We start from the raw sequence: 18,129 nt of genomic DNA on the forward strand, positions 1-18,129 counted from the left end.
CTCACCCTCGGTTTGTTAGGTTGCCCTAAGTCGACGCCCCGTTTGGGCGTCTTGAGCAGCGGGAGGCTGGTCTACCGGTGAGCAACGGTGACGCTGTGCAGCAGGTGGCGGAGCTGGATTTCTGGCGTGACCGCCTCGCCTCGGCGCCGAAGGAGCTCGCGCTGCCGGTCGACCGCCCGTACGCCGCGGAGCCCGTCCGCGCCCGGCTGGCCCGGCCCCGGCCGGACGCCGACGAGCTGACGCTCTTGGCCGGGTTCGCCGTACTGCTGTCCCGGTACGCGGGCACCGCCGACGTCGTCCTCGGCATCGGCTCGCTGATCCCGTTGCGGGTCGACCTCGGCGGCTCTCCCGGATTCGCCGACGTCGTCACGCGCGTGCGTGACGCGCGCGAAGAGGCACTGGCGCACGAAGTCCCCTTCGGCGAGCTGGTCGCCGAGCTGAAGCCGGAGCCCGGTCGTGGGGGATCGGTGCTCGTGAGCGTCGGCTTCGGTGCCGGGACGGACCTCCCGCTCGACCTGAACCTGAGCGTCGGCGACGGCGAACTCGTCGCCGACTACCGCGCCGACGTCCTCGACGAGTCCACTGTGGACCGCATGCTGGGCCACCTGGCGAACCTCCTGGCCGACGCGCGGCAGCGTCCACAGTGGCCGGTCGACCGGCTGGACCTGATGAGCGCGCCGGAACTCCGTCAGCTCATCGAGGAGTGGAACGACACCGACCTCGACACGCTGTTGGCGACGCTGCCCGAGCTGTTCGCCGCCCGCGTCCAGGAAGCTCCCGACGCCGTGGCGCTCGTCTTCGAGGACGAGGAACTGACCTACGCCGAGCTGGACGCGCGCGCGAACCGGCTCGCCCACGTCCTCATCGGCCGCGGCGCCGGGCCGGAACGGGTCGTCGCACTGGCCGTGCCGCGCTCGGTCGAGATGATCGTGGCCGAGCTGGCCGTGCTCAAGGCCGGTGCGGCCTACCTGCCGCTCGACCCGGACTACCCGGCCGAGCGCATCGCGTTCATGGTCGCCGACGCCCGTCCGGTGTGCGTGCTGACCACCGGTGACCTGGCGGAGCACTTCGAGCGTCCGGTCCTCCTCGACGAGCTGGACCTCGCGTCGGCGCCGGACACCGGGCCACCAGCGGCGATCGTCCCGGCGAACGCGGCCTACGTCATCTACACCTCCGGCTCGACCGGGCGGCCCAAGGGTGTCGTGGTGTCCCACGCGGGTGTCGCGAAGCTCGTCGCGACGCAGTCACAGCGGTTCGGAGTCGGCCCGCACAGCCGGGTGCTGCAGTTCGCGTCGCCGAGCTTCGACGTCGCGTTCTGGGATCTCTGCCTCGGCCTGCTTTCCGGTGGGCGCCTGGTGGTCGTGCCCGCCGAGCGGCGCGTGCCCGGCCCCGAACTCGCCGGCTACGCCCACGCCCACGGCGTCGACTTCATGATCCTGCCGCCCGCGCTGCTCGCCGAGTTCCCCGACGACTGCGACCTCCCGCGCGACAGCGTCCTGCTGGCCGGCACCGAGCGCGTGTCGCCGGAACTGGTCAAAAGGTGGGCGCCGGGACGGCGGATGTTCAACGCCTACGGCCCGACCGAGGCCACGACCAACTCGACGCTCGGGTTGTGCGACCCGGAGATCGCGCCCGGCTCGGCCGTGCCGATCGGCGTGCCGGACCCGGGCACCCGCGCGTACGTCCTCGACGCGTCGCTCGCGCCGGTCCCGGTCGGCGTCGTCGGCGAGCTGTACCTGGCCGGTTCCGGTCTGGCCCGCGGGTATCTCGGGCGGCCGGGGCTGACGTCGGAACGGTTCGTCGCGGACCCCTTCGGTGACGGTGGCCGGCTCTACCGCACCGGTGACCTGGTGAAGTGGCTGCCGGACGGGCGGCTGGTGTTCCTCGGTCGCGCGGACGACCAGGTCAAGATCCGCGGCTACCGCATCGAGCTGGGCGAGATCGAGTCGGTGCTCGCCGAGCACCCGCGCGTCGGCCAGTCGGTCGTCGTTGCCCAGGACGGCCGGCTCGTCGCCTACGCCGTGCCGCTGCCCGACCGCGACCAGGCGGCCGAGCAGGGCCACGTCGAGGAGTGGCACGCCGTCCACGAGGAGATGCTCGCCGGCTCCACCGGCATCGAGGAGAACTTCGCGGGCTGGAACTCCAGCTACGACGGCTCCGACATCCCGCTCGACGAGATGCGGGAGTGGCACGCGGCAACGATCGACCGCATCCGGTCGCTGCGGCCGACGCGGGTCCTGGAGATCGGCGTCGGCAGCGGGCTCATCCTCTCGCGGATCGCGCCGGACGCCGAAACGTACTGGGGTGTCGACCTTTCCGAGAGCGCGATCGTGAACGTCCGGCGCGAGGTCGCCGCGACGCCGTTCGCCGACAGGGTGCACCTCGCCGCCCGCCCGGCGCACGACCTGGGCGAGCTGCCGGACGAGCCGTTCGACACGGTGATCATCAACTCGGTCGCGCAGTACTTCCCGAGCGCCGGCTACCTCACCGAGGTCGTCCGGACCGCGGCCGGCCTGCTGGCGCCGGGCGGCACGGTCTTCCTCGGCGACATCCGCAACCTCCGGTCGCTGCGCGCTTTCCGCACCGCCGTCGAGCTGCGCCACGGCCGCGCCGACGTCGCCGCGGTCGACCAGGCGATCGCGCGCGAGGGCGAGCTGGTGCTCGACCCGGACTTCTTCCCGGCGCTCGCGCGGGACCTCGACGGCTTCGACGACGTCGACCTGTGGGTGAAGCGCGGTCAGGCCCACAACGAGCTGACGCGGCACCGCTACGACGTCGTCCTGCGGAAGGCGCCGAAGACGGAACCGGCCGGCGAGCAGGTCGTCGCGTTCGGTGATCTCGGTGCGGTGGAACGGTTCCTGGCCACCGAGACGCCGAGCCGGCTGCGGGTGACCGGCATCCCGGACGCCCGGCTGTCCGGTGAACTGGCGGCGGCGCGCGCCCTCGACATCGGCGATCCGGCCGCTGCTCGCGCGGCGCTCGAGCGGCGCGACGGCGTCGACCCGGAGGACCTGCACCGGCTCGGCGACCGCGCCGGCTACCGGGTGGCGGTGACCTGGGCGGCCGAGGGTGGTGTGCTGGAGGCCGTCTTCTCGAGGGGGGAGGACGGCCCGGCTTACCGCCCCGGACGGCCATCCGGGCCCCCGGCGTCGTACGCCAACAGCCCGGCGGCGCGGCGGGACACCGGCGCGCTGGTGGCGTCGCTGCGCGCGCACGTGCGGGACCGGCTGCCGCTGTACATGGTGCCGTCGGCGTTCGTCGTGCTGGACAAGCTGCCCGTCCTGGCTTCCGGCAAGCTCGACCGCAAGGCCCTGCCCAGCCCCGAGCGGTTCGAGGCCGGACCGGGCCGCGCGCCGCGCAACCCCGTCGAACAGCTGCTGTGCGAGCTGTTCGCCGACGTCCTCGGCGTGCCGCAGGCGGCCCCGGACGACGACTTCTTCGCCCTCGGCGGACACTCGCTGCTCGCCACTCGGCTGATCCAGCGCATCCGCGCGGCCGTCGGCGCCGAGGTGCCGGTGCGGGCGGTGTTCGACGCGCCGACCCCGGCCGCGCTCGCCGGCCTCCTCGCCGGCGCGGTGACCGGCACCGAGCGGCGCCCGCTCACCCGCGCCGCCGACCGGCCCGAGCGGCTGCCGCTGTCGTTCGCGCAGCAACGGCTCTGGTTCCTGCACGGCCTCGAAGGCGGCTCGGCGACCTACAACGTCCCGCTCGTCATGCGGCTGACCGGCGAGCTCGACGTCGAGGCGCTGCGGGCGGCACTGCACGACGTCGTCCGCCGGCACGAGGCCCTGCGGACGGTGTTCCCGACCGCCGACGGCGTGCCGTACCAGAAGATCCTGGCCGAGGCCACGGTCGAGCTGACCGTCCGCGAGGGCGCGGAGTCCGAAGTGGACGACCTCGTCCGCGGCGCGTTCGACCTCGGCGCCGGCGTCCCCGTGCGGGCCGCGCTGCTGACCGTCGGCGAACGGCGGCACGTGCTGGTCCTCGTCCTGCACCACATCGCCGCCGACGGCTGGTCGCTCACCCCGCTCTGGCGGGACATCGCCACGGCTTACCGCGCCCGGCTCCGCGGCGAAGCTCCACAATGGACGCCGCTGCCGGTGCAGTACGCGGACTACACGCTCTGGCAACGGGAACTCCTCGAGTCCGAAGAGACCACGCAGCTCGACTACTGGCGCGAGGCCCTCGACGGCCTGCCCGAACGCATCCCGCTCCCGCTCGACCGGCCGCACCCGGCGGTGTCCGCCTACCGCGGCGAGTTCTTCACCTTCACCTGGGACACCGGTCTGCAGGCCGGCCTGACCGAGCTCGCCCGCGCGTGCGGCGCGAGCCCGTTCATGGTCGTGCACGCCGGCCTGACGGCGCTGCTGTCGCGGCTCGGCGGCGGCACCGACATCCCGATCGGCACCCCGATCGCCGGCCGGACCGACCCCGCCCTCGACGACCTCGTCGGGTTCTTCGTCAACACCCTCGTCCTGCGCGTCGACACCGGCGGCGACCCGTCGTTCCGCGACCTCGTGGCGCGGGTTCGCGAGCGCAGCCTCGACGCCTACGCCCACCAGGACGTCCCCTTCGAGCGGCTGGTCGAGGCCCTGAACCCGGTGCGGTCGCTCGCGCACCACCCGCTGTTCCAGACCATGCTGGCCTGGCAGAACACGCCCGGCGCCGGCGTCGAGCTGCCCGGGCTGACCGTCACCGAGCGGCCCGTCGGCACCGGCACGGCCAAGTTCGACCTCTGGTTCTCCTTCACCGAGCGGGCCGACGGCATCCACGGGCAGGCCGAGTTCAACGCCGAGGTCTTCGACCACGCCACCGTGACCGGCCTGCTCGGCCGCCTCGAAGTCCTGCTGCGCCAGGTCGTCTCCGCCCCGGACCGCCGCCTGGGCAGCCTCGACGTGCTCACCCCGGCCGAGCGTGACGGCCTCGAAACGACCTGGTCGGGCCCGGTCGAATACGTCCCGGCGGTGGCTGTGCCGGAGCTGTTCGCCGCCCAGGTCGCGCGGACGCCGGACGCCACCGCCCTCGTCTTCGAGGACGAAGAGCTGACCTACGCCGAGCTGGACGCCGTCTCGAACCGCCTCGCTCGCGTGCTCGCCGAGCGGGGCGCCGGGCCCGAGCGCGTCGTCGCGCTGGCGCTGCCGCGGTCGACGTACCTGGTCACGGCCATCCTCGCGGTGCTCAAGACGGGCGCGGCCTACCTGCCGCTCGACCCGGGCTACCCGGCCGAGCGCATCGCGTTCATGCTCGAAGACGCGCAGCCCGCCCTGGTCCTGGCGACCGCGGAGACGGCCGTCGCGGGTGCGCTCCTCTTGGACGACCCGGAGACCCTCGCGGGCGTTTCGGCTGCGCCACTCGACGTCATCCTTCGCCCGGAGAACCCGGCGTACGTCATCTACACGTCCGGGTCGACGGGCCGCCCCAAGGGTGTCGTCGTGCCGCACGAGGGCATCGTCAACCGGCTGCTGTGGATGCAGGCCGAATACGGCCTGACCGGCGACGACCGGGTCCTGCAGAAGACGCCGTCGAGCTTCGACGTCTCCGTGTGGGAGTTCCTCTGGCCACTCGTCACCGGCGCGACCGAGGTCCTGGCCCGCCCCGACGGTCACAAGGATCCCGCTTATCTCGCCCGGCTGATCCGCGAGCGCGGGATCACGACCGTCCACTTCGTCCCGTCGATGCTCCAGGTGTTCCTGCCGGAACCCGCGGCGGGGGAGTGCACCAGCCTGCGCCGGGTGCTGTGCAGCGGCGAAGCCCTGCCGCTCGACGCCGTCACCCAGTTCGGCCAGGTCCTCGACGCCGAGCTGCACAACCTCTACGGCCCAACGGAAGCTTCGGTCGACGTCACGTCCTGGCGAACGTCCACCGAGGACACGACCGTCCCGATCGGACGTCCGGTGTGGAACACCCGGACCTACGTCCTCGACGCCGCGTTGCGCCCGGTGCCGCCGGGCACCGCGGGGGAGCTGTACCTCGCCGGCGTCCAGCTCGCCCGCGGCTACCTCGGGCGGCCCGGGCTCAGCGCCGAGCGGTTCGTCGCCGACCCGTTCGGCGCGCCGGGCTCCCGGATGTACCGGACCGGCGACGTGGCCCGCTTCGGCCCCGACGGCGTTCTCGAGTTCCTCGGCCGCGGCGACGAGCAGATCAAGATCCGCGGCTTCCGCGTCGAGCCCGGCGAGATCGCGGCCACCCTCGCCACGCACGACGACGTCGCGCACGCGGTGGTCGTCGCCCGCGAGGACCGGCCGGGCGACGTCCGCCTGGTCGGGTACGTCGTGCCCGCCGACACGGCGAGCACGTCCGACGAGGAGACCGAGCAGGTCGGCGAGTGGCGTGAGCTGTACGACTCGATGTACGCGGCCACCGACGACGAGTTCGAGGGCTGGAACTCCAGCTACACCGGCGAACCGATCCCGCGGGCCGAGATGCGGGAGTGGCGGGACGCGATCGTTACGCGCATCCGCGACCTCGACCCGCGCCGCGTGCTGGAGATCGGCGTCGGCACCGGCTTGCTGCTGACCGAGCTGGCCCCGCGGTGCGAGACGTACTGGGGCACGGACTTCTCCGCCGAGGTCATCGCGTCGCTGGGCCGCCGGGTCGAGGCCGACCCCGCGCTCGCCGATCGCGTCGAACTGCGCGCCGGCGACGCCGCGGACCTGTCCGGCCTGCCGTCCGGGTTCTTCGACACCATCGTGCTCAACTCCGTCGTCCAGTACTTCCCGAGTGGGACGTACTTGCTGGAGGTCTTGCGCGGGGCCCTCGAGCTGCTCGCTCCGGGTGGGTCGCTGTTCGTCGGCGACGTCCGCGACCTCCGCCAGGTCCGCGCCTTCCACACTGCGGTGGCCGAAGCGCGCGGGGGCGACGTCGAGCAGCGGCTCCTGCACGAGAAGGAGCTCCTCGTCGCGCCCGAGTTCTTCGCCGGACTCCACGACGTCACCGCGGACATCCGGGTCAAGCGCGGCCGGGCGGTCAACGAGCTGACCCAGTACCGCTACGACGTGGTCCTGCGCCCCGGCCCGGCCGCGGCGAGCGAGGTCCCCGTCCTCGTGTGGGGCACGAATCTGTCCACTGTGGACGAGGTCGCCGGCCCGAGCCGGATCGAACGCGTTCCGAACGGCCGTACCGTACCGGGCGGGGTGGACCCCGAAGACTTTTACGAGTTCGGTGACGCGCACGGTTACCGCACGGTCGTCACCTGGTCGGCAGACGGCGACGGCTCGGTCGACGTCCTGTTCACCACCGGCGACCCCGCCGGCGCTTTCCGGCCGGGCACCGGCCCGCTGCTGTCCTACACCGGCAACCCCGGCCGCTTCCGCCGGATCAGCACGCTCACCGCGGACCTGCGGACCCTCGCGGCCGACCGGCTGCCCGAGCACATGGTGCCCTCGGCGATCGTCGTCCTCGACGCGCTCCCGGTGACCGCCAACGGCAAGCTCGACCGCCGCGCCTTGCCCTCACCCGACCCCGTCGCCCCGACCTCGGACCGCGAGCCGCGCACCCCGGCCGAACGGCAGCTGTGCGAGCTGTTCGCCGACGTCCTCGGCCTGCCGCGGGTGGGCCCGGACGACAGCTTCTTCGCCCTCGGCGGCCACTCGCTGCTGGCCACCCGGCTGATCGCCCGCATCCGCACGACGCTGAACGCCGAGCTGGAAGTCCGCTCGGTCTTCGAGACGCCGACCCCCGCCGGCCTGGCCGCGCTGGTCAGCGCGGGAACCGCCACCGCGCGTCCGCCGCTCGTCCCGGTGGAGCGGCCGGCGCTGGTGCCGCTCTCGGGTGCACAGCAGCGGCTGTGGTTCCTGCACCACCTCGAAGGCCCGTCGGCCACCTACAACGTTCCGCTGATCATGCGCCTGGAAGGCGAGGTCGACGTCGAGGCGCTGCGCAGGGCACTGTCCGATGTGGTCGCCCGGCACGAGGCCCTGCGGACGCGTTTTCCGCAGCACGACGGCGTCCCGCACCAGGACATCCTGCCGCCCGGCGAGGTCGATCTGCCGGTGCGGGACGTCACCGACCTCGACGCCGAACTGACCCGGCTCGTCCGCGGTTCGTTCGACCTCGAGCGTGAGGCGCCGATGCGCGTGGAGCTGCTGCGATTGGACGAGCGCGAGCACGTCCTGGCCCTGGTGTTCCACCACATCGCGTCCGATGGTTGGTCGATGGCCCCGCTGTGGCGCGACATCGCCACGGCCTACACCGCGCGTCGCGCCGGCGAGACTCCACAGTGGACGCCACTGCCGGTGCAGTACGCGGACTACACGCTGTGGCAACAGGATCTGCTCGGCAGCGAGGACGACCCGGACAGCGTCCTCGGCACACAGCTGGACTACTGGCGCGACACCCTCGACGGCCTGCCCGACCGCATCGAGCTGCCCCTGGACCGGCCGCATCCGGCGACCGCGACCTTCCGCGGTGAACTGCACACCTTCACCTGGGACGCGGACCTCCACACCCGCCTGACCGAGCTGGCCCGCGAATCCGGCGCGAGCGTGTTCATGGTCGTGCACGCGGCGCTGGCCGCCCTGCTCACCCGGCTGGGCGCGGGCACCGACGTCCCGATCGGCTCACCCATCGCCGGCCGGACCGACTCCGCGCTCGACGACCTCGTCGGGTTCTTCGTCAACACCCTCGTCCTGCGCGTCGACACCGGCGGCGAGCCGACCTTCCGCGACCTGGTGGTCCGCGTCCGCGAGCGGAACCTCGATGCCTACGCCCACCAGGACGTCCCGTTCGAGCGCCTGGTCGAGGTGCTCAACCCGGCGCGCTCGCTGTCCTACCACCCGCTGTTCCAGGTGATGATCGCGGGCCAGAACAACGCGCGTGCCGAGGCCACCCTGCCCGGCCTGACCGTCACCGAGATCCCGGTGACGACCGGGACGTCGAAGTTCGACCTGTCGATCTCGCTCACCGAACGCGAGGCCGGGATCGCCGGCGTGCTGGAGTTCAACGCCGACGTCTTCGACCACGCGGGCGCGAACGCGATCCTGCGCCGCCTCGAAGTGCTGCTGCGCGCGGCGCTGGCCGAGCCCGACCGCCCGGTCGGTGCCCTGGATCTTCTGGCCGGGGACGAGCGCGACCTGATCCTGACGGAGTGGGCCGGTTCGCTGGAACCGGCGGGCACCGAGACGTTCCCGGGCCTGTTCGCGCGCCGTGTGGCCGAAGCGCCGGACGCCGTGGCGCTCGTCTTCGAGGACGTCGAGCTGACCTACGCCGAGGTGAACGCCCGCGCGAACCGGCTCGCGCACCTGCTCCTCGCCCGCGGTGCCGGGCCGGAACGCGTGGTCGCGCTGGCCGTCCCGCGGTCGCTCGAAATGATCATCGCGGAACTGGCCGTGCTCAAGGCCGGTGCCGCCTACCTGCCGGTCGACGTCGACTACCCCGGCGACCGGATCGCCTACATGGTCGAGGACGCGCGCCCGGTCTGCGTCGTGACGACGCGGGAGATCGCCGCCAAGCTGCCCGGGGACGTCCCGCGCGTGCTCCTGGACGACCCGGCGCTCGCCACGACGTCCACAGTGGACCCCGACGTCGTGGTGAAGGCGGAGAACGCCGCCTACGTGATCTACACGTCCGGCTCGTCCGGGCGGCCGAAGGGCGTCGTCCTCCAGCACTCGGGCGTCGCCAAGCTCGTGGCCACCCAGGTCGAGCGGTTCGGGATCGGCCCGCACAGCCGGGTGCTGCAGTTCGCGTCGCCGAGCTTCGACGTCGCCTTCTGGGACCTCTGCCTCGGTCTGCTGTCCGGCGGCCGCCTGGTCGTCGTCCCGGCCGAGCGGCGCGTCGCCGGGCCCGCGCTGACCGAGTACGCGCACCAGCACGCCGTGGACTTCATGATCCTGCCGCCCGCGCTGCTCGACGCCATGCCCGCGGACTGCGACCTCCCGCGCGACAGCGTCCTGCTGGCCGGCACCGAGCGCGTGTCGCCGGAACTGGTCAAAAGGTGGGCGCCGGGACGGCGGATGTTCAACGCCTACGGCCCGACCGAGGCGACCACCAACTCGACGCTCGGCGAGAGCGACCCCGTCGAACTGGCGGACGCGACCGTCGTGCCGATCGGCATCCCGGACCCCGGCACCCGGGCGTACGTGTTCGACGCCGGGCTGCGGCCGGTCCCGCCCGGCGTGGTGGGGGAGCTGTACCTGGCCGGGTCCGGCCTGGCGCGCGGCTACCTCGGCCGGCCCGCGCTGACGTCGGAACGGTTCGTCGCGGACCCGTTCGGCACCGGCGGCCGGCTTTACCGCACGGGTGACCTGGTGAAGTGGCTGCCGGACGGGCGGCTGGTCTTCCTGGGCCGCGCGGACGACCAGGTCAAGATCCGCGGTTACCGCATCGAGCCGGGCGAGATCGAGACCGTCATCGCCGAGCACCCGGCCATCGGCCAGTCCGTGGTGATCGCCCAGGACGGGCGGCTCATCGCCTACGCCGTCCCGGCCGCCGGCCGCGACGAGGAAGCGGAGCTGGACCACGTCGGCGAATGGCGTGAGCTGCACGAGAACGTGTTCACCGAGGCGGCGTCCGGCGGGCTGGAGGAGAACTTCACCGGCTGGAACTCCAGCTACGACGGCTCCGAGATCCCTCTCGAAGAAATGCGGGAGTGGCACGCGGCGACGATCGACCGCATCCGGTCGCTGCGGCCGAGGCGGGTCCTCGAGATCGGCGTCGGCTCGGGGCTCATCCTGTCCCGGATCGCGCCGGACGCCGAGGAGTACTGGGGCGTCGACCTGTCGGAGAAGGCGATCGACAACCTGCGGCGTGAACTCGCGTCGACGTCGTTCGCGGGCAAAGTCCACCTCGCGGCCCGCCCGGCGCACGACCTGGGCGAGCTGCCGGACGAGCCGTTCGACACGGTGATCATCAACTCGGTCGCGCAGTACTTCCCCAGCGTCGGCTACCTCGCCGAGGTCATCCGCACGGCCGCCACGCGGGTCGCCCCGGGCGGGGTGATCTTCCTGGGCGACATCCGGAACCTGCGCTCGTTGCGCGCGTTCCGGACGGCGACCGAGCTGCGCCACGGCCGCCGGACCACGGCCGCCGTCGACCAGGCGATCGCCCGCGAGGGCGAGCTGCTGCTGGACCCGGACTTCTTCGCGGTGCTGGCCCGTGAGCTGGCCGGCTTCGACGACGTGGACCTCCGGATGAAGCGCGGTCACGCGCACAACGAGCTGACCCGGCACAGGTACGACGTCGTCCTGCGGAAGGCGCCGAAGCCGGCCGCGGTCGAGGAAACCGTCGTCCCGTTCACGTCGCTCGACGAGCTGGAGCTGCTGCTCGCCGAGCGCCCGGCCCGCCTCCGGGTCACCGGTGTACCGGACGCGCGGCTGTCCGGTGAGCTGGCCGCCGTCGCCGCGCTCGCCGAGGGCGACGCCGACGCCGCACTGTCCGCGTTGGCGGCCGAGCCGTCCGGTGTGGACATCGAGAAGCTGCAAGAGCGCGGCTGTTACGCGGCCCCGGCGCAGCAAGGCTTCCACGAAGTCGTGTTCACCACCGGCGAGCCGACGCGGATCTACCGGGCCAAGCCGGTTCGGGCCGCGCTGGAGACGCTGGGCAACCACCCGGCGGGCCAGCGGGACACCAGCGCCTTGGTCTCGGCGCTGCGCGCCCACGTCCGCGACCGGCTCCCGCAGTACATGGTGCCGTCGGCGTTCGTCGTGCTGGACCGGCTGCCGCTGCTCGCCTCGGGCAAGCTCGACCGACGCGCGCTGCCGAGCCCGGACCAGCAGGCCGTCACCGCCGGTCGCGCACCGCGCACCCCGGTCGAGGAAGTCCTCTGCGGACTGTTCGCCGAAGTCCTCGACACCGCGTCGATCGGCGTCGACGACGACTTCTTCGCACTGGGCGGCCATTCGCTCATGGCGACGCGCCTGGTCGCGCGGGTGCGCGCGGTGTTCGGCGTCGAGCTTCAAGTGCGCTCGGTCTTCGAGACACCGACGGTCGCCGGGCTCGCCGCGCTGCTGTCCACTTCGGACTCCTCGGCCGCCCGGCCCGCGCTGGACCGCGTCGAGCCACGACCGGCCGTGCTGCCGCTGTCGTTCGCCCAGCAGCGGCTGTGGTTCCTGCACCGCCTGGAAGGCCCGTCGGCGACGTACAACATGCCGACGGCGGTCCGGCTGAGCGGCGACCTCGACGTCTGCGCGCTGACGCTCGCGCTGTCCGATGTGGTCGAACGCCACGAAGCCCTGCGCACGGTCTTCCCGGAAATCGACGGCGAAGCCCGGCAGCAGATCCTCGACGGAGTCACGATCCCCTTGCCGACCCGCACGGTCACCGAGGCGACGCTCGCCGATGCCGTGTCCGAAGTGGCCCACACGGTGTTCCGGCTGGAATCCGAGATCCCGCTGCGGGCCGAGCTGCTGCGGCTCGATGCGCAGGAGCACGTCCTCGTGCTGGTGTTCCACCACATCGCCTCGGACGGCTGGTCAACCGCGCCCTTGTGGCGCGACCTCGCGACGGCCTACACCGCACGGCAGGCCGGAGAAGCTCCACAGTGGACGCCGTTGCCGGTGCAGTACGCGGACTACACGCTGTGGCAGCGGGACGTCCTCGGCGAGCCGGTGATCGAGCCGCAGCTGGCCTACTGGCGGGAAACGCTCGACGGCCTACCGGAACGGATCGAGCTGCCCACCGACCGGCCGCACCCGGCCGAAGCGTCCTACCGGGGCGAACAGTTTGCGTTCGGCTGGGACGCCGGCCTCCACAGTGGACTCGTCGAGCTGGCCCGCGCCTGCGGGGCCAGCGTGTTCATGGTCGTGCACGCCGGCCTCACCGCCGTGCTCACCCGGCTCGGCGCGGGCACCGACATCCCGCTCGGCACGTCCATCGCCGGCCGCACCGACCAGGCCCTTGACGACCTCGTCGGGTTCTTCGTCAACACCCTGGTCCTGCGCGTGGACACCGGCGGCGACCCGACGTTCCGCGACCTCGTCGCCCGCGTGCGCGACCGCAGCCTCGACGCCTACGCCCACCAGGACGTCCCGTTCGAGCGCCTGGTCGAAGCGCTCAACCCGGCGCGGTCGCTGTCCTACCACCCGCTGTTCCAGACGATGCTGGCCTGGCAGAACAACGCCGTCGCCGACCTCGCGCTGCCCGGCCTGACCGTCGCGGAGGAACCGGTCCGCACCGGCACCGCCCGCGCCGACCTGACGTTCTTCGTCGGGGAGCGACCGGGCAACCAGACCGGCATCCGCGGTACCGCGGAGTACAACAGCGACGTCTTCGACCGCACGAGCGTCGAAGCCATCCTCGACCGGCTCCGGATGCTGCTGCGGGCCGTCGTCGCCGACCCGGACACCCGCATCGGCGCGGTCGACCTGCTGACCGCCGCCGAGCACGAGCGGCTCGCCGCCGACCCCGCGACGCCGCTGCCCGCGGAGACGGCCGCCGAGCTGTGCGCCGCCCAGGTGACCCGGATCCCGGACGCAACCGCGCTGGTGTTCGGCGACGAGCGCTTGACCTACGCCGAACTGGACGCCCGCGCGACGACGCTCGCCCGCGCCCTGCTCGTGCGCGGTGCCGGACCGGAGCGGGTGGTGGCGGTCGCGCTGCCGCGCTCGGCCGACCTGGTCGTCGCGCTGCTGGCGGTGCTCAAGACCGGCGCCGCGTACCTGCCCCTCGACCTGAACCACCCGGCCGAACGCGTCGAGCTGATGCTCACCGACGCCGGCCCGCACCTGGTCATCGCGGAGGATGGCTTCGGCGATCGGCTGGTCCGGCCCGGCGACACCGGACCCGAACCGGCGTGGCCGTCGATCAGCCCGGACCACCCGGCGTACGTGATCTTCACGTCCGGCTCGACCGGACGCCCGAAGGCGGTCGCCGGCACCCAGCGGGCGCTGGCCAACCGGCTGCACTGGGGGCGCGGCCTCGCCGAGGGCGTGCGCGTGGCGAAGAGCGCGCTGACCTTCATCGACGGCTCGACCGAGCTGCTCGGCGGGCTCGTCGCGGGCGACCCGGTCGTCCTCGCCGACGACGCCACCGCGACCGACCCGCACGCGCTCGCCGAACTCGTCCGCACGTCCGGCGCCCAGGTGCTGACCGTGGTGCCGAGCCTCCTGGAGAGCTTCGTCGAGGACGGTCCGGATGACGCGTTCGACGCCGTCACGACGTGGATCACCAGTGGTGAGCCGCTTTCGACCGCCCTCGCGGAAAAGGTGCGGCGGCGGTGGCCGGCGGCGAAACTCGTCAACCTGTACGGCTGCTCGGAGGTCGCCGGCGACAGCCTCGCGCAGGAGTGCGGGCCGGTCGCCATCGGCCGGCCCGTCGCGAACACCCGCGCGTACGTCCTCGACGCCGCGTTGCGGCCGGTGCCGCCGGGCGTCCGCGGCGAGCTGTACCTGGCCGGTGCCGGGCTCGCCAGGGGCTACCTCGGCCGTCCGGCGTTCACCGCAGAGAGATTCGTCGCGTCGCCGTTCGAGGCGGGGGAGCGGATGTACCGCACCGGCGACCTCGTCCGCCGCCGCTCCGACAGTGCCCTCGAGTTCCTCGGCCGCGCCGACCAGCAGATCAAGATCCGCGGCTTCCGCGTCGAGCCGGGCGAAGTCGAAGCCGCGTTGACGGCCGACGCCTCGGTCGCCCGCGCGGTCGTCATCGCCCGTTCCGGCGCCTTGATCGCCTACGTCGCGCCGTCCGGGGACCCGGCCGCACTGCGGGCGCGGCTCGCCGGACGACTGCCGGACCACCTGGTGCCCTCGGCGATCGTCGCCCTGCCGGAACTGCCGGTGAACGCCAACGGCAAGCTCGACCGCGCCGCGCTGCCCGACCCGGAGATCCGGACCTCGGGCCGCGTCGCGCGAACGCCGGCCGAGCAGGCGCTGTGCGACCTCTTCGCCGACGTCCTCGGCGTGCCGCAGGTCGGCCCGGACGAGGGCTTCTTCACTCTCGGCGGCCATTCGCTGCTCGCGACGCGGCTGGTCAGCCGGATCCGCGCGCTGCTCGGCGTCGAGGTCCCGATCCGGGCGGTGTTCGACGCGCCGACACCGGCCCGGCTCGCCGAGCTCCTCGACCCGGGCCGGGAAAGCCGTCCGGCGCTCGTGCCGGTCGAGCGACCCGAAGTGCTGCCGCTGTCGTTCGCCCAGCAGCGCCTGTGGTTCCTCGACCGCCTCGACGGTTTGAGCGCGACCTACAACATCCCGTGGGCGTGGGAGCTGACCGGACCGGTCGACGCCGAGGCACTGCGGGCGGCTTTGGGGGACGTCGTCGCGCGGCACGAGGTCCTGCGCACGATTCTCGCCGAGGATCACGGCACACCGCGGCAGGTCGTCCTGGACGCGGGTGACGCCCGCGCGCGGCCGGTGCTGGTCACGGAGACGTCGGCCGACCTCGACGAGAGCGTCACGGCGGCGGCGTCGTACTGCTTCACCCTGGACGCCGAAATCCCGATCCGCGCGACGCTCGTGTCGGCCGGGCCGGAGCGACACGTATTCGTCCTGCTGGTGCACCACATCGCCGGTGACGGCTGGTCGTTGCCACCGCTGAAGCGGGACCTCGACACCGCGTACGCCGCCCGGCTGCGCGGCGAGCGTCCACAGTGGACGCCGTTGCCGGTGCAGTACGCGGACTACACGCTCTGGCAGCGCGAGATGTTCGGCCGGGCCGACGACCCGGACAGCATCCTCGGGCGGCAGGCCGCGTTCTGGCGGGACACCCTCGCCGGCATCCCGGACGAGCTGGCGCTCCCCGCGGACCGGCCCCGCCCGGCACGCTCCACGAACCGCGGCGCCGCCGTGCCGTTCACCGTGCCCGCAGACGTCCACAATGGACTTCGCGCGTTGGCTCACGGCAGCGACACCAGCACGTTCATGGTGCTGCAGGCCGCCCTCGCGGCGCTGCTGACCCGGCTCGGCGCGGGCACCGACATCCCGCTCGGCACGCCCGTCGCGGGCCGGACGGACCACGCGCTGGAGGACCTGGCCGGGTTCTTCGTCAACACGCTCGTCCTGCGCACCGACACCGGCGGCGACCCGACGTTCCGCGAGCTCCTGGACCGCGTCCGGGAGGCCGACCTGGCCGCGTACGCCCACCAGGACCTGCCGTTCGAGCACCTCGTCGAGCTGCTCAACCCGGCCCGGTCCCTGGCGCGGCACCCGCTGTTCCAGGTCATGCTCGCCGTCTACCACTCGGGCTCGGAGCCGGACCGGCTGCTCGGCCTCGACGCGGCCTACCGCGACACCGGGCTGCGGCAGGCGAAGTTCGACCTGTCGTTCGACCTCGTGGAAACGCCCGGCGGCATCGAGGGCGACCTCGAGTTCAGCCTCGACCTGTTCGACGAGCCGACCGCCCGGACGCTCACCGAGCGCCTGGTCCGGCTGATGACGGCCGTCGTCGCGGACCCGGACCGGCCGCTGAGCCGGATCGACGTCCTCGAACCCGCCGAGCGGCACCGGATCCTGCGCGACTGGGGTGCGGGCGAGCCGCTGACGACGTCGGCGCCGACGGTCGTCGACCGGCTGGCCGCTCAGGTGGCCGCGACACCCGGCGCGACGGCGCTGAGCGACGCTTCCAGCAGCGTGACGTTCGCCGAATTCGCGGCGAAGACCGACCGCCTGGCCCGGTGGCTGACCTCGCGGGGAGCGGGTCCGGAGCGGGTCGTGGCGCTGGTCCTGCCGCGCTCGGCGCGGGTCGTCGAGGCGATCTTCGGCGTGTTCAAGACGGGTGCGGCGTACCTGCCGGTGGACCCGGACCAGCCGGCCGACCGGATCTCGGCGATCCTCGCCGACGTCGGGGCGACGCTGGTGCTCACCAGCCGTTCGCTGGCTTCGCGGGTTCCCGGAGCGCTGTTCGTCGAGGACATTGTGGACAGTGACGCGGCTTTGACCCTGCCGTCGCCCGCGAACCCGGCGTACGTGCTCTACACGTCCGGGTCGACGGGCAAGCCCAAGGGTGTGGTGATCCCGCATTCCGGGCTGGCGAACCTGTTCCACAGCCACCGGGAGACGCTCTACCGCCTGGCGGTCGCCGCGGCGGGCGGCCGCCGGCTGCGGGTCGGGCACGCGTGGGCGTTCTTCTTCGACGCGTCCTGGCAGCCGCAGCTGTGGCTGCTCGACGGGCACGAGGTGCACGTCGTCGACGACGACACCCGCCGCGACCCCGACCGGCTGGCGGCGGTGGTGCGCGAGCGCGGCCTCGACTTCCTCGAGCTGACGCCGTCGCACTTCGCGCAGCTGGCCGCGGCCGGCGTCGTCGAAGACGGGAAATGCGCCCTCGGGGTCGTCGGCGTCGGCGGGGAAGCCGTGTCCCAGACGCTGTGGGAGCGGCTGCGGTCGATGCCGGGTACCGCGGCGTACAACCTCTACGGCCCGACCGAGGCCACTGTGGACGCTCTGGTCGGCCGGTTCGCCGACGCCGACCGGCCGGTGGTCGGGCGCCCGGTGCACAACGCCCGCGCGTACGTCCTCGACGGCGGCCTGACCCCGGTCCCGGCCGGGGTGCCGGGCGAGCTGTACCTGGCCGGCGCCGGGCTGGCCCGCGGCTACCACGGCCGGTCCGCGCTGACCGCCGAGCGGTTCGTGGCCGACCCGTTCGGGCCCTCGGGGGAGCGGATGTACCGCACCGGCGACCTCGTGCGGTGGCGGCCGGACGGGCAGCTCGAGTACCTCGGCCGCACCGACGACCAGGTCAAGGTCCGTGGCTTCCGGATCGAGCCGGGGGAGATCGAGACGGCCCTGACCCGCCACGACGACGTCGAGCAGGCGCTCGTCGTCGTCCGCGAGGACCGGGACAAGCGCCTGGTCGCCTACACGACCCCGGCGACGGCGGACCCGGCGCGGCTGCGGGAGTTCGTGGCCCGCTCGCTGCCCGAGTACATGGTGCCCGCGGCGATCGTCCCGCTCGACGCGTTCCCGGTGACGCCCAACGGGAAGCTCGACAAGACCGCGTTGCCGGTGCCGGAGTTCGAAACCCGGGGCCGGGCGCCGGAAACACCCTTGGAGAAGACCCTCTGCGAGATCTTCGCCGAGGTCCTGGACGTCGGCGCCGTCGGTGCCGACGACGACCTGTTCACCCTCGGCGGGCATTCGATGCTGCTCGTGGTCCTGCGCGACCGGATCACCGAGCGGCTCGGGACCGAGCTCCCGATCGCCGAGTTCTTCCGCACCCCCACGGCGGCCGGCTTGGCCGCGCTGCTGACCCGAGACGCGAGGTAGA

Annotated in this window: 1 protein-coding gene; it reads left to right on the top strand. The window is 73.1% G+C overall.

What is annotated here, in order from left to right; translation table 11 throughout:
• The first annotated feature begins 77 nt into the window (after nt 1-77).
• Nucleotides 78-18,128: an amino acid adenylation domain-containing protein gene (locus ACZ7OH_RS06135; protein ID WP_470279853.1), complete on the top strand. Its 18,051-nt coding sequence runs from the start codon at nt 78-80 to the stop codon at nt 18,126-18,128.
• Nucleotide 18,129 lies beyond the last annotated feature (1 nt).

The organism is Amycolatopsis sp. NPDC114478, assembly GCF_055633805.1.